At 67.2% G+C, this 20,873-nt stretch carries 18 protein-coding genes; 8 read left to right on the top strand and 10 right to left on the bottom strand.

What is annotated here, in order from left to right:
- Nucleotides 1-15: 15 nt before the first annotated feature.
- Nucleotides 16-156 carry a hypothetical protein gene (locus EKL94_RS22405; RefSeq protein WP_167796840.1) on the top strand — a complete coding sequence of 47 codons (141 nt, stop codon included), beginning with the start codon at nucleotides 16-18 and terminating at the stop codon, nucleotides 154-156.
- Nucleotides 157-207: 51 nt separating this feature from the next.
- On the opposite strand, the gene EKL94_RS09345 is transcribed toward EKL94_RS22405, so the two are convergent.
- The 7 genes from EKL94_RS09345 to EKL94_RS09315 all read right to left on the bottom strand — a co-directional run bounded on the left by EKL94_RS09345 (nucleotide 208) and on the right by EKL94_RS09315 (nucleotide 5,311).
- Nucleotides 208-1,281: a 3-deoxy-7-phosphoheptulonate synthase gene (locus EKL94_RS09345; RefSeq protein ID WP_071227875.1), complete on the bottom strand. Its 1,074-nt coding sequence runs from the start codon at nucleotides 1,279-1,281 to the stop codon at nucleotides 208-210.
- A 295-nt stretch (nucleotides 1,282-1,576) separates the two neighbouring features.
- On the bottom strand, nucleotides 1,577-1,834 hold the full coding sequence (locus tag EKL94_RS09340) for a hypothetical protein (RefSeq protein WP_005411217.1): 258 nt from the start codon (nucleotides 1,832-1,834) through the stop codon (nucleotides 1,577-1,579).
- A 112-nt stretch (nucleotides 1,835-1,946) separates the two neighbouring features.
- Complete coding sequence (locus tag EKL94_RS09335) at nucleotides 1,947-2,285, bottom strand: DUF6616 family protein (protein WP_126928874.1); 339 nt, start codon at nucleotides 2,283-2,285, stop codon at nucleotides 1,947-1,949.
- A gap of 55 nt (nucleotides 2,286-2,340) precedes the next feature.
- A complete protein-coding gene (locus EKL94_RS09330; RefSeq protein WP_126928873.1) occupies nucleotides 2,341-3,081 on the bottom strand; it encodes a DNA alkylation repair protein in 741 nt (246 codons plus the stop codon).
- On the bottom strand, nucleotides 3,078-3,578 hold the full coding sequence (locus EKL94_RS09325) for a MarR family winged helix-turn-helix transcriptional regulator (protein WP_126928872.1): 501 nt from the start codon (nucleotides 3,576-3,578) through the stop codon (nucleotides 3,078-3,080). Before EKL94_RS09325 ends, EKL94_RS09330 begins: the two co-directional genes overlap by 4 nt.
- Nucleotides 3,579-3,633: 55 nt before the next feature.
- Complete coding sequence (locus tag EKL94_RS09320) at nucleotides 3,634-4,662, bottom strand: LLM class oxidoreductase (RefSeq protein WP_126928871.1); 1,029 nt, start codon at nucleotides 4,660-4,662, stop codon at nucleotides 3,634-3,636.
- Between the two features lie 13 nt (nucleotides 4,663-4,675).
- Nucleotides 4,676-5,311 (bottom strand): glutathione S-transferase family protein, encoded by a 636-nt coding sequence (locus EKL94_RS09315; RefSeq protein WP_126928870.1) that lies wholly within the window; start codon nucleotides 5,309-5,311, stop codon nucleotides 4,676-4,678.
- Nucleotides 5,312-5,560: 249 nt separating this feature from the next.
- On the opposite strand from EKL94_RS09315, the gene EKL94_RS09310 reads away from it, so the two are divergent.
- Nucleotides 5,561-6,484, top strand: coding sequence for a LysR substrate-binding domain-containing protein (locus tag EKL94_RS09310; RefSeq protein WP_126928869.1), 924 nt, complete (start codon nucleotides 5,561-5,563; stop codon nucleotides 6,482-6,484).
- Nucleotides 6,485-6,667: 183 nt separating this feature from the next.
- Here EKL94_RS09310 and groL read toward each other — a convergent pair whose 3' ends face one another.
- Complete coding sequence (gene groL / locus EKL94_RS09305) at nucleotides 6,668-8,317, bottom strand: chaperonin GroEL (RefSeq protein WP_126928868.1); 1,650 nt, start codon at nucleotides 8,315-8,317, stop codon at nucleotides 6,668-6,670.
- An 81-nt stretch (nucleotides 8,318-8,398) separates the two neighbouring features.
- Entirely contained in the window at nucleotides 8,399-8,686 is a 288-nt protein-coding gene (locus EKL94_RS09300; protein ID WP_006396661.1) for a co-chaperone GroES, read from the bottom strand.
- A 357-nt stretch (nucleotides 8,687-9,043) separates the two neighbouring features.
- On the opposite strand from EKL94_RS09300, the gene EKL94_RS09295 reads away from it, so the two are divergent.
- From EKL94_RS09295 to EKL94_RS09270, 5 genes are all read left to right on the top strand, one after another.
- The gene (locus EKL94_RS09295) at nucleotides 9,044-10,834 is read left to right on the top strand and encodes an endonuclease (RefSeq protein WP_126928867.1); all 1,791 of its coding nucleotides are present in this window, start codon (nucleotides 9,044-9,046) and stop codon (nucleotides 10,832-10,834) included.
- A 68-nt stretch (nucleotides 10,835-10,902) separates the two neighbouring features.
- Nucleotides 10,903-11,241, top strand: a complete 339-nt coding sequence (cutA, locus tag EKL94_RS09290; RefSeq protein WP_010481118.1) for a divalent-cation tolerance protein CutA — start codon at nucleotides 10,903-10,905, stop codon at nucleotides 11,239-11,241.
- Complete coding sequence (locus EKL94_RS09285; RefSeq protein WP_126928866.1) at nucleotides 11,238-13,622, top strand: protein-disulfide reductase DsbD domain-containing protein; 2,385 nt, start codon at nucleotides 11,238-11,240, stop codon at nucleotides 13,620-13,622. The genes cutA and EKL94_RS09285 overlap by 4 nt, the downstream gene beginning before the upstream one ends.
- Entirely contained in the window at nucleotides 13,619-14,182 is a 564-nt protein-coding gene (locus EKL94_RS09280; protein WP_126928865.1) for a TlpA family protein disulfide reductase, read from the top strand. Before EKL94_RS09285 ends, EKL94_RS09280 begins: the two co-directional genes overlap by 4 nt.
- Before the next feature lie 525 nt (nucleotides 14,183-14,707).
- Nucleotides 14,708-17,230, top strand: coding sequence for a PepSY domain-containing protein (locus EKL94_RS09270; protein ID WP_126928863.1), 2,523 nt, complete (start codon nucleotides 14,708-14,710; stop codon nucleotides 17,228-17,230).
- 46 nt (nucleotides 17,231-17,276) lie between these two features.
- Here EKL94_RS09270 and EKL94_RS09265 read toward each other — a convergent pair whose 3' ends face one another.
- Nucleotides 17,277-19,814 (bottom strand): methyl-accepting chemotaxis protein, encoded by a 2,538-nt coding sequence (locus tag EKL94_RS09265; RefSeq protein WP_126928862.1) that lies wholly within the window; start codon nucleotides 19,812-19,814, stop codon nucleotides 17,277-17,279.
- Nucleotides 19,815-20,017: 203 nt separating this feature from the next.
- Here EKL94_RS09265 and EKL94_RS09260 point away from each other — a divergent pair, with 203 nt between their 5' ends.
- Nucleotides 20,018-20,860 (top strand): arylamine N-acetyltransferase family protein, encoded by an 843-nt coding sequence (locus EKL94_RS09260; RefSeq protein ID WP_126928861.1) that lies wholly within the window; start codon nucleotides 20,018-20,020, stop codon nucleotides 20,858-20,860.
- Nucleotides 20,861-20,873: the final 13 nt, after the last annotated feature.

The raw sequence follows: 20,873 nt of genomic DNA, 5'->3' as shown, positions 1-20,873 counted from the left end.
GTGCGCCATCCACGCATGGCGTGGATCTACCGGTTCGACCGCATCGCGGTCGGGGTTCACACCACCCCGGCGATGTACCTGGCGCTGTCGCTCATGCGCAGCGCCAGGCGCATCGCCGGTGCAGATGGGCCGGTCTCCAACTCCGACCGGCCCTGATCGCGGCCGCACCCCCGCAGGCGCTGGCCGCCATCCACACACGTGCCGCACTCAAGCGGCTTCGGACACCTTCACGTCGCGACGGGCGCGCACGGCCGCGGCCAGTCGCTCCAGCACCGTCACGGTGGTGTCCCAGTCGATGCAGCCATCGGTGATGCTCTGCCCGTAGACCAGCGGCTGGCCTTCCACCAGTTCCTGGCGGCCACCGACCAGATGGCTCTCGATCATCACGCCAACGATGCGCTGTTCGCCGTCTTCCAGCTGAACGGCGATGTCGTCGATCACCTTCGGTTGGTTCTCCGGGTTCTTCAGGCTGTTGGCATGGCTGGCGTCGATCATCAGGCGCGTCGGCAGCTTGGCCTTGGCCAGCACCTGGCAGGCCTCGGCAACACTGCCTGCGTCGTAGTTCGGCTGCTTGCCGCCGCGCAGGATCACATGGCAATCCGGGTTGCCGGTGGTCGACACGATGGCGGTGCCGCCCTGCTTGGTGACCGACAGGAAGTGATGCGGATTGGACGCCGCGCCCACCGCGTCAGCAGCGATCTTCACGTTGCCATCGGTGCCGTTCTTGAAGCCGACCGGGCACGACAGCCCCGAGGCCAGCTCGCGATGCACCTGGCTTTCGGTGGTGCGTGCACCGATCGCGCCCCACGCCACCAGGTCGGCGATGTACTGCGGCGAGATCACGTCAAGGAACTCGACACCGGCCGGCAGGCCAAGCTTGTTGATGTCGCGCAGCAGGCCACGGGCAATGCGCAGGCCCTTGTCGATCTTGAAGCTGCCGTCCAGGTCCGGATCGTTGATCAGGCCCTTCCAGCCCACCGTGGTGCGCGGCTTCTCGAAGTACACGCGCATGACGATTTCCAGCTCGCCGGCCAGCGCGTCGCGCAGCGGCTTCAGGCGCTGGGCGTACTCGATGGCGGCCTTCGGGTCGTGGATCGAGCACGGGCCCACCACCACTGCCAGGCGGTCGTCACGGCCGTGCAGGATCTGGTGCAGGGCCGCGCGCGAGGCGCTGACGGTGTCGGAGGCTTCATCGTCACAGGGCAGCATCGCCAGCAGCTGGGCAGGCGGTGTCAGCGGTTCGATGGTGCGGATACGCAGGTCGTCGGTGTGCGGGGGCATTGCAGGAGATCTCCGGAACGTTGGGGGTCCCCAGCGTGGCGGCATGAAAAAAGCCGCCAGGTTCGCTGGCGGCTTTCGGGAATGCGTCTGAAGCTTTCTTCAGGGTGAGCGCAGTCCTTCCTCCGCCAGTGGCTTCGGAAAGTAATACCAGTAAAAGCTGGTGGGGGCTGCGTTCATGGGATCTATTGATAGCACAGCTTTTGCGCAGTGCAAAATGTTTCATCCGCAACTGGGGACGCGGTTCAGCGAGATACGTGCAAGCCCGGCCTACGCGGCGGCAACCACGCAAAGTCGCTCATTTGCCATGCACTTCCACGTCCAGCAGCAGGCCCTCATGGATGTCGGCCCAGCGTTCCAGCACGCGATCCAGTTCCTGCCGGGCCTCGTCCAGCTGCTCGGGGTTGAGCAGGGAACGCGCGGTGTAGAGGTCGGAAACCAACCGCCGCAGGGCCGATTCCTGGATGGCCACCGACGGACCCTCCAGCCCCGGCAACTGCAACGCCGGGCTGTCGCCAAGAGGGCCGAACAGCGTGACCTGAAGCGTGCTCTGCATGATCGACTTCCCTGCGGATGGACATGGGCAATGTCCTGTTTACCGCGTCTGGGTGACAGGCGCATGTGCCCCCCATGCCGAGGACCGGGATCCATCGGCACCTGCCGCCCCGCTACAAGGCGGCCAGGTCGGCCAGGTGCTGGGCCATGCTGTCCATCGCGCCTATCGCATGGGTGGTGGTGAAGTACGCATGCCAGCCGGTAGCGGCAATGCCGGCCACCAGCGCATCGACCTCCGCGCGGCTTGCGCAGCGCCAGACCGCATAGAACTGCTCATCGCTGCCGTGCGGTACGCCCGTGGCGATGCGGCCCATCGCCAGCGGCGTGATGCGGGCTGGATCGAACTGCTGCATGCCAGCGCCGATGCGGGCGAAGAAGGCATTCCGCTGCTCGGGCGGGAGTGTGGTCCAGGCCGGGGTGGCGGTATAGAGCTCGATGAAGGTGTGCGACATGGTGGTTCTTCCTTGAGGTTTACGAGGTTGCGGGGTTGCCGGCCAGCGGCCGGCACTACCGGAGCGAGCGCAATGCGCGTTTGCGGATGTAGGCGTTGGCGTCGCTGTGGCGCTCGTGCTGCCAACGCGTGCACAGCTGGCGCAGCCACTGCGGCTGGGTCTTGCCGGCATCATTGAGCCAGTTGCCGACCGAATCCTGCACATAGCGTTCCGGGTCATCAGCCAGTGCTTCCAGCAGCGTGGATGCATGTTCCGGGTGCTGCTTGAACAGTGCGATATGCGTGGCCCAGACACCGCGCGGACGCAGTGCTTCGCAGGCGAAGCGTCGCAGGTACGGCGATGTTTCCTGTGTCCACGATTGCAGGTATTCAAGCGCCTGCATCGGCGCGGCAACGATGTCTGTGCGTAGCGCCAGCCACGCCCATTCGCGCACGCCGAAGTGTGGGTCGTCGGCCAGAGTGCGCATCTGCTGCAGCTTCTCTGCCAACGTTGCGCGGGCATCGCTGCCGATCAGGTAGCAGGCCCAGCCGCGCACGGTATCGGAGCCGTGATGCTGCCAGAGCGCAGGCGCGCCCTGTCCCGCCTCACGCAGCAGTTGCGCGGCCAAGGTCATGCGCAGCGTGATGCCCTTCCCTGAGGCATCCCGCATGCGTTGCAGCGCTTCCGGCGCAAGCACAGGAGCCACCACCTGCAGCAGCGCGGCGAAGTCCACTGCCAGGCATTCGGCCAGATGGGTGGCGGGAACGCAGCCAGCGTTGAGGGCATGCAGCCGTTGCGCCGCAATCGCCGGGCTCATGCTGCAGGCTCTCGTCCGGCATCGGTGTGCTGCCAGACCTTGTGCAGCAGCCGCGAAAGCTGCTGCTGTTCATCGGTGTCCAGACCATTGAACAGGCCACCGATCCACTGCGTGTGCTGGTCGAACAACGTCTCGGCCAAGCGTTTTCCCGGTGCGGTCAATACGATCTGCAGGCGGCGGCCATCCTCGGCATCGCTGCGACGCTGCAGCAGTCCTTCGCGCTGCAGGCCATCGAGCAGTCCGCTGATGGTGGCGCGGGTCACGCCTGCGCGCTCGGCCAGCACGTGGGGCGGCAACGTGCCGCCGGCCCCATGCAACAGGAACAGCACGATGAAGCGCCCCTCACTGAGCCCGTGTGGTGCCAGCCGGGCGGCGCAGTCGCGATCGATCGACGAGGACAACGAGAGCAGCTGGAAGCACAGGCGCAGCGGTGCGACGTTGGCGTGGCCGCGTCGCTGCGCCTCATCCATCAGGGCATGGTGCTTGGCTTCGATCATCTCGTGACGAACATATGATTAGGCGCCTAATCATATTTTATCCCCACGGGGATGGCTACCAGTCCATCACCTGCGGCGCCGGCCCAGGATGCGATGGGAACAACGGCAGCACCTCCTCGGCCAGCTCCTGCAGCACATCGCCGGCAGGCCGCTCGGCAAACTGGATACCCAGTGCCGCGTGATTCACGCCGGCACGCTGCCATGCCTGCAGCAGCTCGATCAGGCCCTTGCGGCCGGTGCGCAGGGTATACCCCCCTTGCAGCGGCGTGCGGGGATGATCCGGGTCATCCACCAGGTCGATCCATTCGTTGGTCATGTGCGGACGGAAGCCCCCCTCCGGGATCAGCGCGCGCCAGGCACGGATCTTCGCGGCCAGCCGCTGCGGGCCGGCGGCGTCGTGGGTGGCCTCGGGATAGGTCAGCCAGCCATCGGCATGCTGGCCGATCCATTCCAGCGGCTGGCGCGCACCGCCGGTGACGATCAGCGGAACACGGCCACTGACTGTGGACGGCAGCAACTGCACGCCCTGCTCGGCCCCGGCATGCGTCATCCGCCCATCCGTGCCCGGCTGCAACCAACGGCGCATCTCGTTCATTGCGGTGGCGAAACGCTCTCCGCGTGCCGCGTGCTCCAGTCCATAGGCCGGGAACTCCAGCGGTCGATCACCGGACGCCACACCCATCACCAGTCGCCCACCGGACAGCTGATCGATCGATGCCGCCGCCTTGGCCAGATCGATCGGGTGGCGCAGGGGCAGTACCACGCTGCCGGTGGCCAGGGCCACGCGTTGCGTGCGCGCCGCCAGCCATGCAAGGTAGGTGAACGGGTCGAACAACTGGCCAGCATCACCGAACATCGGATCGAACAGCGGCACGTCGCGCACCCATACCGCGGCAAAGCCGTGGTGATCGATGTCCTCCACCCACCGCGCCTGACCCTGCAGCACGCTCATGTCGCCCTGGTAGAAACGCAACGGCAGGTAGATGCCCAGCGTCAGTGCATCGGCCCGGAACATGCGCTGGTAGCCGGGATGCGTGGCAAAGGCGGGCGCCGACGCGCCCGGCATCGCAATGGAATCATTCATCTGCATGCCCTCCTTACGGACCGGTGGCCGGCTCGGGCAGCTGCACGCCACGCTGTACCGCAGGGCGTGCGGCAACCCGGGCGTACCACGCATCGAGATGGCGATGCCGCGAGAAATCGATGTCGATGATGCGGGCGATATGCAGCCAGCCGAAGTGGGCGATATCGGCGATCGAGTAGTGATCGCCAGCCAACCACTCACGTCCCTGCAGGCGCTGGTCGAGTACGGCGAACAGGTCGTCGCTCAAGCGGCGGTAGCGTTCGATCGCCGTAGTGTCCGGTGCTTGCGCGAAATGCTCGAAATGCACGCGCTGGCCTAGGATCGGGCCGACGCTGGCGGCATGGAACATCAGCCAGGTCAGTGTCTCCCAGCGTGCAGCCGGTTCGGAAGGCAGCAACGCATTGCCCTGTTCGGCCAGGTACATCAGGATCGCTGCCGATTCGAAGACAACGATGCCGCGCGCGCGATCCTCCAGCACGGGAATGCGCCCATGCGGGTTGAGCTGCAGGAAGTCCGGATGGCGGTGTTCGCCATCCACGATGCGCACGTGGTGCAGGCGATAGGGAAGACCCAGCTCTTCCAGTGCGATGGTGGCCTTGAAGCCATTGGGAGAACTGTCGGAGTACAGGTGCAGCGAAGGTTCGTTCATGGGGTTCCTGGACGGCAGGGAGCGACGGCACGCGCCGGTCTTCAACGAAACTGGCCGGGCGATGCGGAAACGGGCGCTGCAGCAGCCGTGCAGCCAGTCTAGGAAGCGCTGGCGCGGGAAGGAAACGATGTCTCCTGCATGGGAAGTTGAGCGCAGCTCAACGAGGGCGGCAGGCGCGCGACAGCCTGCAGCACGCTCGATATGCTGTCGCAGCGCGGCGGGTGCCGACGCGGCTACAGGAGAATGGACATGGGTGCGGTGCTGCCGCTGCTGGGCCTTCGGGCCTTCGTTGAAACCGGCCGCCATGGCAGCCTGACCGCTGCCGCCGAAGCGATGGGGGTCACGCCCGGCGCCATCAGCCAGCAACTGCGCCAGCTGCAGGAGCGGTTGGGCGTGAGCCTGTTCGACCGCACCCGGCATGGCGTGGTGCTCAGCGCCGCGGGCGCTCGCGTTTACCCGGAACTGCTGCAGGCCTTCGAGCAGATCTCGCACAGCCTGCAGACCCTGGAGCGCTGGGAAACGCGGCGCACGCTGCGCATCAGCGCCGCACCGAGCTTCGCCGCACAGTGGCTGGCGCCGCGATTGGGCGCGTTCAGTGCGTTGCATCCGCAGGTGGACGTGCAGCTGGACTCGAGCGCGGTGCTGGTCGACCTGCGCCGCGAGGGGGTGGACATCGCCATCCGCCACGGCCTCGGCCGCTACCCGGGGCTGCACGCTGAGCACCTGATGGCACCGGTGCTGCTGCCGGTGGCCAGTCCAGCATTGTTGGCCGGCGCACCGACGGTCAGCTCGGTACAGGATTGCCTGCAGCTGCCCCTGTTGCAGGACGCCGACCGCAGCGACTGGCGGCTGTGGTTCCAGGCACTGGATCTGTCCGTCGATGAGCGACTGGAGCGTGGCCCTGCCTTCGATGACGACCTGTTGCTGATCCGCGCGGCGGTGGCCGGGCAAGGCATCGCCCTGGTACGCGACATCCACGCGGCCGAAGAGTTGGCCAATGGCCGGCTGCAGGTGGTGATCGACCAGCCCTGGCCACAGGCCTTCGCCTACTACGCGGTGACGCGTGCGGACGGCGAATCCAACGCTGCGATACCTGCGTTCATGGCCTGGCTGCATGCAGCACTGATGACGCCGCAGGAAGCAGGCGCACACGCCCTGCCGGACGCAGGATGAGCCGCCAGGAAAGCGATGCGATTGCCGAGGCCGCATATCGGCAGCGGCGCGAGGGTGGCAGGTAGATCCCAGGTTGGCAGCGGCATCCACGCATGGCGTGGATCTACTACTTCTATTCCAACCGGCCACAAAAAAAACCCCGCCGTGCGGCGGGGTTTTTCATTGCGGGGTGAAAGCGGGGACTTAGAAGTCCATGCCGCCCATGCCGCCCATGCCACCCATGCCACCGGCGCCGCCCATGGCCGGCTCGTCCTTCTTCGGAGCTTCGGCAACCATGGCTTCGGTGGTGATCATCAGGCCAGCGATCGAGGCCGCGTTCTGCAGCGCCGAACGGGTCACCTTGGTCGGGTCCAGGATGCCGAACTGCAGCATGTCGCCGAACTCGCCGGTGGCGGCGTTGTAGCCGAAGCTGCCGGTGCCTTCCTTGACCTTGTTGATGATGACCGACGGTTCTTCACCGGCGTTGGCAACGATTTCGCGCAGCGGGGCTTCCATCGCGCGCAGGGCGATCTGGATGCCGTGGTTCTGGTCTTCGTTGGCACCCTTCAGGCCGGCCAGTGCGGTGACCGCACGGACCAGGGCAACGCCGCCGCCCGGGACCACGCCTTCTTCAACGGCTGCACGGGTCGCGTGCAGGGCGTCGTCGACGCGATCCTTCTTTTCCTTCATTTCGATTTCGGTCGAAGCGCCGACCTTGATCACGGCAACGCCGCCAGCCAGCTTGGCCACGCGTTCCTGCAGCTTCTCGCGGTCGTAATCCGAGGAGGTGTCCTGGATCTGGGTCTTGATCTGCGCAACGCGCGAATCGACCGCAGCCTTGTCACCCACGCCATCGATGATGGTGGTGTTTTCCTTGGAGACCTGCACCTTCTTGGCGCGGCCCAGGTCCTTGATGGTGGCCTTTTCCAGCGACAGGCCCACTTCTTCGGAGATCACGGTGCCGCCGGTCAGCACGGCCATGTCTTCCAGCATCGCCTTGCGACGGTCGCCGAAGCCCGGAGCCTTGACGGCCACGACCTTGACGATGCCACGGATGGTGTTGACCACCAGGGTCGCCAGCGCTTCGCCTTCGACTTCTTCGGCAACGATCAGCAGCGGCTTGCCGGCCTTGGCGACGCCTTCCAGCACCGGCAGCAGGTCACGGACGTTGGAGATCTTCTTGTCGTGCAGCAGGATGAACGGGTCATCCAGGTCTGCGGTCTGCGACTGCTGGTTGTTGATGAAGTACGGGGACAGGTAGCCGCGGTCGAACTGCATGCCCTTGACCACGTCCAGCTCGTTGTCCAGGCCCGAGCCTTCTTCAACGGTGATCACGCCTTCCTTGCCGACTTCCTTCATCGCGTCGGCGATGATCTGGCCGATCGACTCGTCCGAGTTGGCCGAGATGGTACCGACCTGGGCAATCGCCTTGTCGTCGGCGGTCGGCTTGGAGATGGTCTTCAGCTCGGCAACGGCGGCCACGACGGCCTTGTCGATACCACGCTTCAGGTCCATCGGGTTCATGCCGGCGGCAACAGCCTTGGCACCTTCGCGGATCAGGGCCTGGGCCAGCACGGTGGCGGTGGTGGTGCCGTCGCCGGCGTCGTCGTTGGTGCGGGAAGCAACTTCCTTCACCATCTGCGCGCCCATGTTCTCGAACTTGTCAGCCAGTTCGATTTCCTTGGCGACGGAGACGCCGTCCTTGGTGATGGTCGGCGCGCCGAAGCTCTTTTCCAGCACGACGTTGCGGCCCTTCGGGCCCAGGGTGGCCTTGACGGCATTGGCGAGAACGTTGACGCCGCGCACCATGCGCGAACGGGCGTCTTCACCGAAACGAATATCCTTGGCAGCCATTGCAATTACCTCATTGGTAGCGCCGGACGATGCCCGGCGGCTGGGATTTGGGGATCAGGTTGAAACAGGTCGCGCCGAGGCTCAGCCGATGACGGCGAGCACGTCGTCTTCGCGCAGGACCTTGTACTCGACGCCTTCGCTCTTGTACGAGCTGCCGGCGTACTGGCCGTAGATGACCTTGTCGCCGACCTTCAGCGACGGAGCGCGCACGCTGCCGTTGTCCAGCGGCTTGCCCGGGCCGACGGCCACGACTTCACCCTTGGTGGACTTTTCCTTGGCCGAATCCGGAATGACGATGCCACCGGCGGAGATTTCGTCGGCTTCGATCGGCTTGACCACAACGCGGTCGTGCAGCGGCTTGATGCTCATGAGAGACCTCTTAAGTTATTGATTGGTCTGAAAAAGTCTGGCGATGTTAGCACTCACCCCAGGTGACTGCCAGCATCGCTCGCGAAAAAGCCCGATGAATCGGGAGCAGGACAGAGATGGAGCTGGCCCCGGACCTTTCAAGGCCGCTCCCGAAAAAAATTCTCGGCCCAGCGGGATGGGCGTCCACGCCCCGCGTGAAGGGGTTCATATGGGTGCAACGCGGCACCGCCCTGTCCTCGGCCCTCGACATTTGGTGATCCGCGTCGCACTGTCAGATATCTGACGTTCATTTACGACAAAGTGTCACTGGATCGGCCTTAGGCTCGGCCGCGCATTCCCAATCACAAGGAGTTGTCGATGCGATTGCTGTCCCCGCTTGCCGCCGCCTGCCTGCTGGCCCTGGCCGCCGCGCCGGCCCAGGCCGAGGTCTTCATCAACGAACTGCACTACGACGACAGCACCGCCGCCGGTGACGTCGGCGAAGCCATCGAAGTGGTCGCTACCGCGGGTGAAGACCTGTCCGGCTACCGCCTCTACCTCTACAACGGCAGCAATCCTTCGGCCGCCACGGTCTACGCCAACAACCCGGTCCCGGCCGGCACCGCCGCCGGTTGCGGCAGCGCCACCCTGGCCGTGGTCAGCTACCCGACCAACGGCCTTCAGAACGGCCCCAACGACGGCATCGCCCTGGTCGATGCCAGCGGCAAGGTGGTCCAGTTCCTCAGCTACGAGGGCGCCATCACCGCCTCCGGTGGCCCTGCCGCCGGCATGACCAGCCAGAACATTCCGGTGGCCGAGACCAACAGCACGGCCCCCGGCACCTCGCTGCAGCTGACCGGCAGCGGCAGCCAGTACGCCCACTTCACCTGGGCCGAGTCGGCCAGGCAGACCTTCGGCAGCTGCAACAACGGCCAGACCTTCAGCGGTGGCGGCACCCCGGGCCCGAACACGCCGCCGTCGGTGTCCACCACCACCCCGGCACAGGGCAGCAGCACCTTCCCGGCCGCGGCCGATCTGGAAGTGGTGTTCAGCGAGACGGTGAACCTGGCCAGCGGCGCGTTCGCGCTGAGCTGCGGTACCTCCGGAAGCGTGCCGCTGACCTACCCGGCCAGCGGCCGCAACGTGAAGCTGTCCACCAACACCGCGCTGGTGGCCGGTGAAGCCTGCCGCTTCGACATCCGCGCCGCGCGCATCACCGACCTGCAGGGCGCACGCCCGGCCGCCGACAGCCGCATCGCCTTCACCGTGGCCACCACCGGCGGCAATCCGGACCCGGGCAACCCCGGCGTGCCGGCCGGTTACTACTCCAAGGTCAACACCAGCAGCCCCAGCCAGCTGCGCTGCTCGCTGCACGCCACCATCAAGGGCCACACCGCCTACCCGTACAGCGGCTCGAGCACCAGCACCTGGACCATCCTGGAGATCGCCGACGAGGATCCGAACAACAGCGGCAGGATCCTGGATGCGTACCGCAACCGCAGCTACGCCAAGGTGACCGACCGCGCCGGCAGCGGCGGCGGCCTGAAGTACAACCGCGAGCACACCTGGCCGAACTCGCTGGGCTTTGCCAGCACCACCGGTGACAAGGGCCTGCCGTACGCGCCGTACACCGACACCCACATGCTGTACCTGACCGACGCGCAGTGGAACGCCGACCGTGGCAACAAGCCGTTCGGCAAGTGCGACGCCAACTGCGGCGAGCGCGCCACCGAGGCCAACAACGGCCAGGGCGGCGGCAGCGGCGGCTACCCGGGCAACTCCAACTGGGTGCGCACGCCGGACGGCAACACCGGCACCTTCGAGGTGTGGGGCAAGCGCAAGGGCGACATGGCGCGTGCGGTGCTGTACATGGCGATCCGCTACGAGGGCGGCAAGGATGCAGCCACCGGCCAGTCCGAGCCGGACCTGGAGCTGACCGACGACCGCAGCAAGATCGTCAAGACCAGCAGCTCGCCGGCCTACATGGGCCTGCTGTCGACCCTGATCGACTGGCACCTGTCCGATCCGCCGGATGATGCCGAGCGTGCGCGCAATGACGTGATCTACAGCTTCCAGGGCAACCGCAACCCGTTCATCGACCACCCCGAGTGGGCGACCCCTGGCCTGTTCACCTCGGCCAAGCCGGCCACCTGCCAGCTGGCCAACTGACCGCGCAACGCAGCGGTCCATCGCCGCCGCCGGGCCCTGACCCGGCGGCGGCCCTATACTCGACGGTCATGTCGACCGTCGATCCCGTCCTGCTGCTGTTGACCACCTGCCCGGACCGGGCCAGTGCCGAGCGCATCGCGCACGCGCTGGTCGGCGAGCGTCTGGCCGCGTGCGTGACCCGCCTTGATGGCGCGCAGTCGACCTACCGCTGGCAGGGCGAGGTGACCACCGACGCCGAGCTGCAGCTGCTGGTGAAAACCACCGCGAGTCGCGTCGACGACGCGATTGCCCGGATCGTCGAACTGCATCCGTATGAACTCCCGGAGTGCATCGCGGTCGAAACCCGGGCCGGCCTGCCGGCGTATCTGGACTGGATCCGGGCACAGACCCGGGAGGACACTGATTGAAGACTCTGTTTGCGCGTGGCGCCGCCTTGTGCGCCCTGATGTGGCTCTCGCTGCCCGCCTTCGCCCTGGATGAGAAGGACCTGCTGCCGGTGGACCAGGCGTTCGCGCTGACCGCCACCGCTCCCGAACGTGGCCAGGTGCAGCTGCAGTTCAAGATCGCGCCGGGCTATTACCTGTATCGCCACCGCACCAGCGTCAAGGCCGACCCGGCCTTCAATGCCGGCGCGCTGCAGATGCCCAAGGGCGACAAGCACCACGATGATTTCTTCGGCGAGGTCGAAACCTATCGCGAGCGCCTGCAGGCCACCCTGCCCGGCACGCCGACCGAGGCCGCCGGCACCATCAGCCTGGAAGTGCGTTACCAGGGCTGCGCCGATGCCGGTGTCTGCTACCCGCCGCAGAAGCGCGTGGTGCAGGTCACCCTGCCCGGTGCCGGTGCACAGGCCACCGCCCCGGCCCCGCGTGCCGGCGCCGCCAGCCCGTTCAACAACCCGCTGGCCGGTGCCGGCAACAGCGGCGGCCTGCGCCTGCCGGGTGCCGCCAGCAACAGCCAGGCGCTGCCGCTGCCGTCGGAACAGGCGTTCGGCTTCGATGCCATCGCCAGTGACGGCAACACCCTGCTGCTGCGCTTCAGCCCGGCGCCGGGTTACTACCTGTATCGCGACCGCACTTCGGTAAAGCTGGACGGCAGCACCGGGGTGCTGGCCGACAAGCTGCGCTGGCCTGCCGCGCAGTCGCATCGCGACGAACATTTCGGCGATGTCTCGGTCTACTTCAACCAGGTGGAAGTGCCGCTGCCGCTGCGCCGCTCCGTCGCCGATGCGGTCGACAGTACCCTGGTAGTGACCTTCCAGGGCTGCCAGACCGATGGCATCTGCTACCCGCCGATGACCCGCCGGGTGAAGCTGTCCATTCCGGTCGGCAAGATCAACGCCAGCACGGATCAGGCGCCGCCGCGCAACGAGGTGATCAGCCCGCTGCCTGCTGCCAACGGCGCACCACGCGAAGCCGCCAACGGCGCCCCGTTGCGCCTGCTGCCAACTGTGCCCAACTCGGATGCAACGGTCCCGGCCACCGCAGGCAACGGCACCGCCAGCAGTGAATCCGCCGCCGATGCACAGGGCGACAACGCACTGCGCACGCGACCGCCGGTGGCCACGCCGAATCCGGACCGTTCGTTCGTATGGGTGTTGTTGCTGGCCCTGGCCGGTGGCCTGGTACTGAACCTGATGCCCTGCGTGCTACCGATCCTCTCGCTGAAGGTACTGAGCCTGGCGCAGAGTGGCGAAAGCCCGCAGCGCGCGCGCAGCCACGCCCTCTGGTACACGCTGGGCGTGCTGGTCGCGTTCGCGGTGATCGGCGCGTTGATGGTCGGCCTGCGTGCGATCGGCAACGCCGTCGGCATCGGCTTCCAGCTGCAGCACCCGGGTGTGGTGGCGGCGCTGGCCTACATCATGTTCGCGGTGGGCCTGAGCCTGTCTGGTGTATTCACCCTCGGCGGTGGCATCGGCAACCTGGGCCAGTCGCTGGCCAGCCGCAGTGGCCCGGCCGGTGATTTCTTCACCGGTGCGCTGGCCTGCGTGGTCGGCAGCGCCTGCGTCGGCCCGTTCATGGGCGGTGCGATTGCCTACGCATTCATTGCCCCGCCGCTGAAGGCGATGACCGTGTTCCTGTTCCTCGGCCTGGGCCTGGCGCTGCCGTTCCTGCTGATCGGCTTCGTGCCGGCGCTGGCACGCCGCCTGCCCAAGCCGGGCCCGTGGATGGAAACGCTCAAGCACGTGCTGGCCTTCCCGATGTATGCCACCGTGCTGTGGCTGCTGTGGGTGCTGGGCAAGCAACGCGGCGTGGACGGCATGGCGCTGGTGCTGGGCGGCCTGCTGCTGCTCGCCTTCGGCCTGTGGCTGTTTGAACGCAACCGCTGGACCGGCTCGCGCGCCGTCACCCTGCTCGGCGTGCTGCTGGCGATCGGTGCACTGGTTCCGGCCTGGGGCGTGACCCAGCTGGCAGCGCCGGCGCGTGCCGCACAAGCCGCCAGCGACAACGTGGTCGAGTATTCGCCGCAGTTGCTGGACCGCCTGCGCGCCGACAACCGCGTGGTGTTCGTGAACATGACCGCCGACTGGTGCGTGAGCTGCAAGGCCAACGAGCGCGCCGTGCTGTCGCGGCCGGAGTTCAAGGAACTGCTCAAGCGCACCAACGCGGTGTACATGCGCGGTGACTACACCAACGTCGATCCGCAGATCACCACGTTCCTGGAAGAGCACAAGGCCGTCGGCGTGCCGCTGTACGTGGTGTACGGCCCCGGTGCGCCGCCGACCGTGCTGCCGACCCTGCTGACCCAGGCGGTGGTCGAGGAAGCGCTGCTGCGCACGGCACGATGAAGTGGCAACGGCCAGCGCTGCTGTGGACTGCGGTGCTGGCCGCCGGCCTCGGCCTGTGGGCCGGGCATCGATTGGCTCCTGCGCCGGTTGCGCCTGAGGCAACGCCAGCGGCACCTGCTGTGGCGGCTGCCGCACCTACCCTGCGGGTCGGCGACAGCCTGCCCGCGCTGTCGCTGCCCGATCTTGAAGGCCGGCCGCTGGACCTGCGCCAGCACGCTGCCGGTCGCCCGCTGTTGATCAATGTCTGGGCCAGCTGGTGCGCGCCCTGCGTTGAAGAAATGCCCGAACTGGCGCGCTTTGCCGCTGCACAGGGCGACCCAGGCGTGCAGGTGCTGGGCCTGGCGCTGGATACGCCGGAAGACGTGCGCGGTTTCCTGCAGCGGGTACCGGTGGATTACCCGATCGTGATCGAGACCCCGGGGCCGCGCGATGCCAGCGTGCAGCTGGGCAATACACAGGGCCTGCTGCCCTACAGCGTGCTGTTCGATGCGCAGGGGCGGCTGGTGAAGGCGAAGCTGGGACCGTTCGCCCACGGCGAGATCGACGGCTGGGTGAAGTGAGGGTGTTTTTTTGCAGGGCTTGCAGCCCTGCACCCTGCTCAATGCAACGGCAACAGCCAAAGCCAAAGCGGGCATTTCGTGGGATGGCGGGGCGGCTGTTGGTGGGTGCCGACCGTTGGTCGGCACATCTGTCAGATATCGATATTCAGAACGGAATCAGACCCCGTGCCGACCAACGGTCGGCACCCACCAAAGCAGAACGCCGTTCCGACAGATCGCAGGAAACTGTCGAAGGCGGGGTGGGTCCGGTTGCGGGGGTGTCCGCGGCATGGATGCCGCGGCCAAGGCTACAGGGACGTACTTGCGCCGTCCCCCGCAACCGGACCCAGCCCGCCATCCCACGGAATGCACGCTGTTGCTTCTGAGGTTGCCGGCCAGCGGCCGGCACTACCGCGGGTGCCGGGCGCAGCCCGGCCGGCAACCCCTGCTTGACCGCAGCCGGGGCGCCACGGAGAATTCCGCGACTAATTCTCATTTGCTGTTGCGCAGGATGCGGGCGGCAGCCTTCCGGGCCCTCCTCCTTCGATGTTCAAGAACGTCCTGTTCCAACTGCACTGGCTGCTGGGCATCACCGCCGGTGCCGTACTGGCCGTGATGGGCCTCAGCGGCGCCATGCTGTCCTTCGAGGATGAACTGCTGCGCGCGGCCAATCCCGGCTTCGCCGAGATCGCCGAGCACCATGCCGACGGCCAGCTTCCGCTTGAACTCAGCGAACTGGTGCCGCTGCTGCAGGCCGGCAGTGATCGCCCCCTGCAGCGCCTGCGCGTGGATGCCACCGGGCAACGGCCCTCGGTGGCACGCTTCGCCGGCGGCAAGGAACACTGGGTCTACTTCGATCCGTACACCGGCGAGCGCTTCAGCGCCCTGCGTGGGCAGGCGTTCTTCGATTTCGTCGAGGACCTGCATCGCCACCTCGCCGCCGGCGAGCGCGGCAAATGGATCACCGGCAGCTGCGCCATCGCCCTGCTGTTCTTCACCCTGTCCGGGCTCTATCTGCGCTGGCCGCGACGCTGGTGGCACTGGCGCAGCTGGCTGGCGGTGGAATGGAAACGCAGCGGCCGTGGCTTCCTGTGGAGCCTGCACTCGGTGGTCGGCACCTGGGTGCTGCTGATCTACCTGATGAGTGCACTGACCGGCCTGTGGTGGTCCTTCGACTGGTATCGCAGTGCCGCCAACACTCTGTTGGGCGTCGCACCGGCCGCCAAGCACAAGGTCGCCACCGACACCGCCCTGAACCTGGAGCGCATCGAAGCCACGCTGTATGCACTGCCCGGCGTGCGCACCGGCTACATCGACCTGCGCCTGCCGGAGAAGCCCGGGCAGGCACTGAATGTGCGCGTGATGGCCGGTGATCCGTCGCAGCGCGGTGGCCAGCATGACCGCGCGCATGATCTGCTGCAGCTCGACCCGGGCACCGGTGCCACGCTCGATGCCCGCCCCTACGCGCGCCAGGGCGCCGGCGCGCAGCTGGCCACCAGCGTATTCGCGCTGCACTCGGGCAGCTACTTCGGCGTGCCCGGGCGTGTCGTGGTGATGCTCAGCAGTTTGGGCATGAGCCTGTTCTTCATCACCGGCTGGATGCTCTACCTGGACCGGCGCCGCAGCCAGCGCGCCGCGCGTGGCCTGCGCCAGTCGCTGCCAGCAACGCCTGCCGATGGCGGCGGCACGCCGTGGCTGGTGGTGCATGCCAGCCAGAGTGGACTGGGCGAACAACTCGCATGGCGCGCAGCCGCGCAGCTGCAGGCGTCCGGTCATGCGGTGCAGGTGCTGCCGCTGGCCCGCGTCGATGCCGCGCAGCTGGCACGCACCGCGCAGGTGCTGTTGGTACTGAGCACCTTCGGCGATGGCGAACCACCGGATGCGGCACGAGGCGCTGCACGACGGCTGATGGCACAGACACTCGATCTGTCGGGCCTGCAGTTTGGACTGCTGGCGCTGGGTGACCGACAGTACCCGCACTACTGCGGCTTCGGTCGCCAGGTTGATGGCTGGCTGCTCGGCAACGGTGCGCGCCCGTTGTTCGAGCGCATTGAAGTCGATGCCGCCTCAGTAGCGGCGCTGCGCCAATGGCAGCTGCAGCTGGGCGCGCTGACCGGCATCGTCACCGATGACAGCGTGCTGCCGGCGGCCACGCGGATGCATGAGTGGCGGCTGCTCGGCCGCGACCGGCTCAATCCGGGCAGCGTGGGCGGTGCCATCTGGCGCATCCGTCTTGCGCCACCGGCCGATGTGCAGTGGCAGGCGGGCGACATCCTGCATATCGCGCCCCGGCACAACGCGCGGCACGCCAGCGCGGTGTTGAAAGCACAGGGGTTGGATCCGCTGCAGCCGCTGCTGGTGGACGGCCACCCACGCACCCTGCTGGCGCTGGCCAGTGAACGCGAGCTGCCCGAGGCCGACGCCGCGCTGGCGGTGCAGGATGCCTGCCTGTGGTTGTCCGGGTTGCCAACGCTGCCCGGGCGCGAATACTCCATCGCCTCTTCCACGGATGACGAAGTGGTGGAACTGGTGGTGCGCCTTGTACATGACCCGTCGGGTCGTGCCGGGCTGGGTTCGGGCTGGCTGTCGCTGCATGCGCCGGTCGGTGCCAGCATCGTGGCCCGCGTGCACCGCAACCCCGGTTTCCATCGCGTTGGCGGTGCGCCGATGGTGCTGATCGGCAATGGCACCGGCATCGCGGGCCTGCGCAGCCTGTTGCGCGAAGCCGCGCATGCAGGTGAGCACGGGCACTGGCTGCTGTTCGGCGAACGCCAGCGCGCGCACGACTTCCTGTTCGCCGATGAGATCGAAGCGTGGCAGGCCGATGGCCATCTCGCGCGGGTGGACCTGGCGTTCTCGCGCGATGGCGAAGGTGGTTACGTGCAGGATCGCCTGCATGCAGCCGCAGACGCGCTGCGCGAATGGATGCAGCGTGGCGCGGTGATTCATGTCTGCGGCTCGCTGCAGGGCATGGCCGAAGGCGTGGACCAGGTGCTGCGCGCTGCGCTGAGCGATGAGGTTGTGGAAACGCTGCTGGAAAACGGGCGCTACCGGCGCGACGTGTATTGAGCCACAAGGGTAGTGCCGGCCAGCGGCCGGCACTACCGGAGCAGGATCAGGCTGCAGCGTGCGCCTGTGTCATCGACTGCAGGTGGAACGCGCCCACCGCTTCGGCCAGGGCATGCACCTGCGCCTGCATCTGCGCCGTAGAAGCACCAGCCTCTTCCACCAGGCTGGCGTTGCGCTGGGTACTGGCTTCCATCTGCACGATGGTCTGGTTCACCTGGGCGATGCCGGCATGCTGGTCCTGCGATGCGCTGCGGATACCGGCCAGCAGATCCGCAAGCTGCTGCACGCTGCCGACAATCTCGCCCATCGTGGTGCCGGCCTGTTCGGCCTGCTGGTTGCCCTGGCCCACACGCGCCACCGAATCCTCGATCAGGCCCTTGATCTGCTTGGCCGCCTCCGCGCTGCGTTGTGCCAGCAGGCGCACTTCCGCGGCTACCACAGCGAAGCTGCGACCCTGCTCACCCGCGCGCGCCGCTTCCACCGCAGCATTCAGCGCGAGGATGTTGGTCTGGAAGGCGATGCCATCGATCAGCTGGGTGATGTCGCCGATCCGCCGCGAGGCCTCGCTGATGCCATGCATGGTCGCAACCACCTGGCCAACGGCCTCGCCACCGCGCTGCGCCACTGCCGCCGCGCCCTTGACCAGCATGTCGGCACGGCCCGCGGCATCGGCATTGCGGCCAACAGTGTCGGTCAGCTCGTGCATCGACGCTGCCGTCTCTTCCAGGTTGGCCGCCTGCTGTTCGGTACGCTGCGACAGATCATGGTGACCGGCAACGATCTCACCGACACCCGTGTCGAGGCTGGACGTCGCCTGCTGGATGCGGGTGACGATGCGGCCCAGTTGCGCGACGGTGGCGTTGGCATCGTCGCGCATGCGTGCGAACACGCCCTGCAGCTCACCTTCCATGCGCACGCTGAGGTCACCACGGGCCAGCGCCGCCAGAAGTGCCTGCAGATCGCCAAGGTTGGTCTCGAAGGTGGTCAACAGGCGATTGATGCTGGTCGACAACGTACGCACAAAACCCTGCTTTCCCTCCAGCGCGATGCGGCCGTGCAGGTCGCCATGTGCGGCGGCGTCGACCAGTGCTGCCACTTCGGTTTCCAGCAGGGTTTCCAGCGCGCGGCTGCGCCATTCCACCGCCACGCCGAGAAAATGCCCTTCGTCGACGATGGGATTGGCGATCAGCTGATAGCGCACGCCGCCATGGCCGATCTCGCGTTCTTCGCGATGTCGCACGCCGGCCAGGCTGGCCAGCGCCGGATGCAGGCGCACCGCATCGCTGCCCACCAGCTCGTCGCCCTGGCATTCCAGTTGCTGCAGCAGCGCCGGATTGGCGTACGCCACCAGGCCTTCGGCATCGATCACCATCAAGCCAGCCTGTGCGCTGTCCAATGCCTGGCGCACGCGGGTGTTGCCGCGGGCCACGGCACGCTCGGTCTCGATGCGCGCGCGCAAGCGCTGCTGCATGTCGACCAGGCGCTGGGCCAGCTGGCCGATCTCATCGTTGGCGTTGTAGACGCGCAGAGTGGTGTCAAGGCGGTCGTCGGCGATGTCGCTGGCGAAACGCAGGGTGTCCTGGATCGGCTGGCGCACCGCACGCAGCACCAGCACCAGGCTGGTGATCAGCACGCCGGCCACCAGCAGCAGGGTCAGTGCGAACAGCACGCTCATCGTACGCGCGCCGGCCTGTTGCCGCGCCTGCGCCTTGGCCAGCGCCGCCACCTGTGCCTGCTGGAATGCGGCCAGCGCCGGCGCTACGCCCGCGGCAGTATCCAGCAGCGACTGCGCTTCCACATCCAGGCCGACGCGGGCAGCGGTATACCCCAGCAATGCAGCCTGATACGCCTCCATCCCGGTGCGCAGGGTGTCCTGCACATCCGCAGGCAGGCCCGCCAGCGCGAGATCAAACGGCAGCTTCTCCTCGCTGGCACGGTCGGCGTGGGTGGAATCACCGTCGAGCAGCAGCAGTGCCTCCTGCCTTCGCATCTTCTGCAGGGACAACGCCAGCGCGGGCCGCTGCTGCACATCCACCTGCGCCTGCAGCGTGTCGGCGGCCTGCTGCAACTGCGCAGCGAGGCCGGCATCACCACGGCCCATCTCGTCGACACGTTCGAACAGGGCGGCCACACCCTGTGAGAACGCGTCGGCAGCTTCGGTCAGTGCCTGCAGAGCCTTGCGCCGGCCAGCATCCATCGGCGTCGCGCGCAGCGCCTGCAGATCGGTCTGCAACGCCTTCTGCGTGGCCAACAGCTGCGCGCGGTCGGCATCATCGAAACTGCGTGCATACTGGGTCTGCAGGCGACGCGCTTCGGCCACCCGCGTGGACAGGCTGGCAGCCAGATCGCTGCCGCGCTGGTAGCTGGCCTGGCTGCGCGCAGCCAGTGCGTTGGCATGGCCAGTCCAGGCGTAGACAGCAGCGATCGCCACCAGGCCCAGGCCGCAGATCCACAGTGTGGCCTTGAGCTTGTTGGCCACGCTGAGCCGATGAGGCTGCAGCCAGCGCAGCAGCCCGGGAGACGCCGAGTGCAACGCAGCAAGGCGCGTGCGCAGGGACCGGAGGTGGGGGACAACGGCCGACATGACAGACTCCAGGCGGAAGGACGCACCTGTATCGGCCTTATTCAGGACAACTTTAGCGCTTTCTTCGTCTGCGTCCCTCCATCGCTGGTGGACGCGGCCTTTGTACCGGGTGCAGGCGACGGGGGCATGACACCGCCGCCGCGCTTGACCTCAACCCCGGTTGGGGGAGCACAGTGGACATCCCTCCCCCGCCCGGTGCCTCCATGACGACGCTCGATGTCCCCCGCTACCTGCAGCGGCTGCAGCTGGATGCGCCGCCACCGCGGACCCTGGCCGGCCTGACCCTGCTGCAGCAGCGCCACAACGCACTGCTGCCCTTCGAGACCCTCAGCTGCCTGCTGCGCGATGCGGTGCCGATCGACCTGGACAGCGTGCAGCGCAAGCTGCTGGACGACCGCCGCGGTGGTTACTGCTTCGAACTCAATGGCGGGTTGCTGGCGCTGCTGCAGGCATTGGACTTCGACGCGCAGCCATTGAGCGCGCGCGTACTGCTGGCCGCCCAGGACGGCGAACTGACCGCGCGTACCCACCTGCTGCTACGCGTGCAGGTGGATGGCGATGACTGGCTGGTGGATGCCGGTTTCGGCAGCCTGACCCCGACCGTGCCCCTGCGGCTGCATGATCCGCAGCCGCAGGTCACGCCGCACGAACGCTATCTGCTGCAGCGCCTGCCCGACGAGGGTGATTTCGTGCTGTCGGCCGAATCCAACGATGGCTGGCGGGCGATGTATCGGTTCGACCTGCAGGCGCCGGCACCGATCGACAACGTGGTGGGCAACTGGTACGTATGCACCCATCCCGATTCCAGTTTCCCCGGCCAGCTGCGCGCATCGCTGACCGGGCCGGACTGGCGCCGTACCATCGGCAGCGGCAACTACACCGAGTACCGCCCTGGCCAGGCACCGGACAAGCGCCCGCTGCATGATGTGGGTGATGTGCGTGACGTGCTGCAGCAGCGCTTCGGCATGCAGCTGCCGGACGACCCGCGACTGGACCCGGCCATCAATGACTGGCTGCAGCGCTCGCGCGCCGCGACCCACGTGTAGCGTCGAGCCCTGC

This window comes from Stenotrophomonas maltophilia, assembly GCF_003970865.1.
GTDB classification, from domain to species: domain Bacteria; phylum Pseudomonadota; class Gammaproteobacteria; order Xanthomonadales; family Xanthomonadaceae; genus Stenotrophomonas; species Stenotrophomonas maltophilia_AR.
The sequence above is the reverse complement of the archived record's forward strand: the minus strand, read 5'-3'. Positions and strand labels throughout refer to the sequence as shown.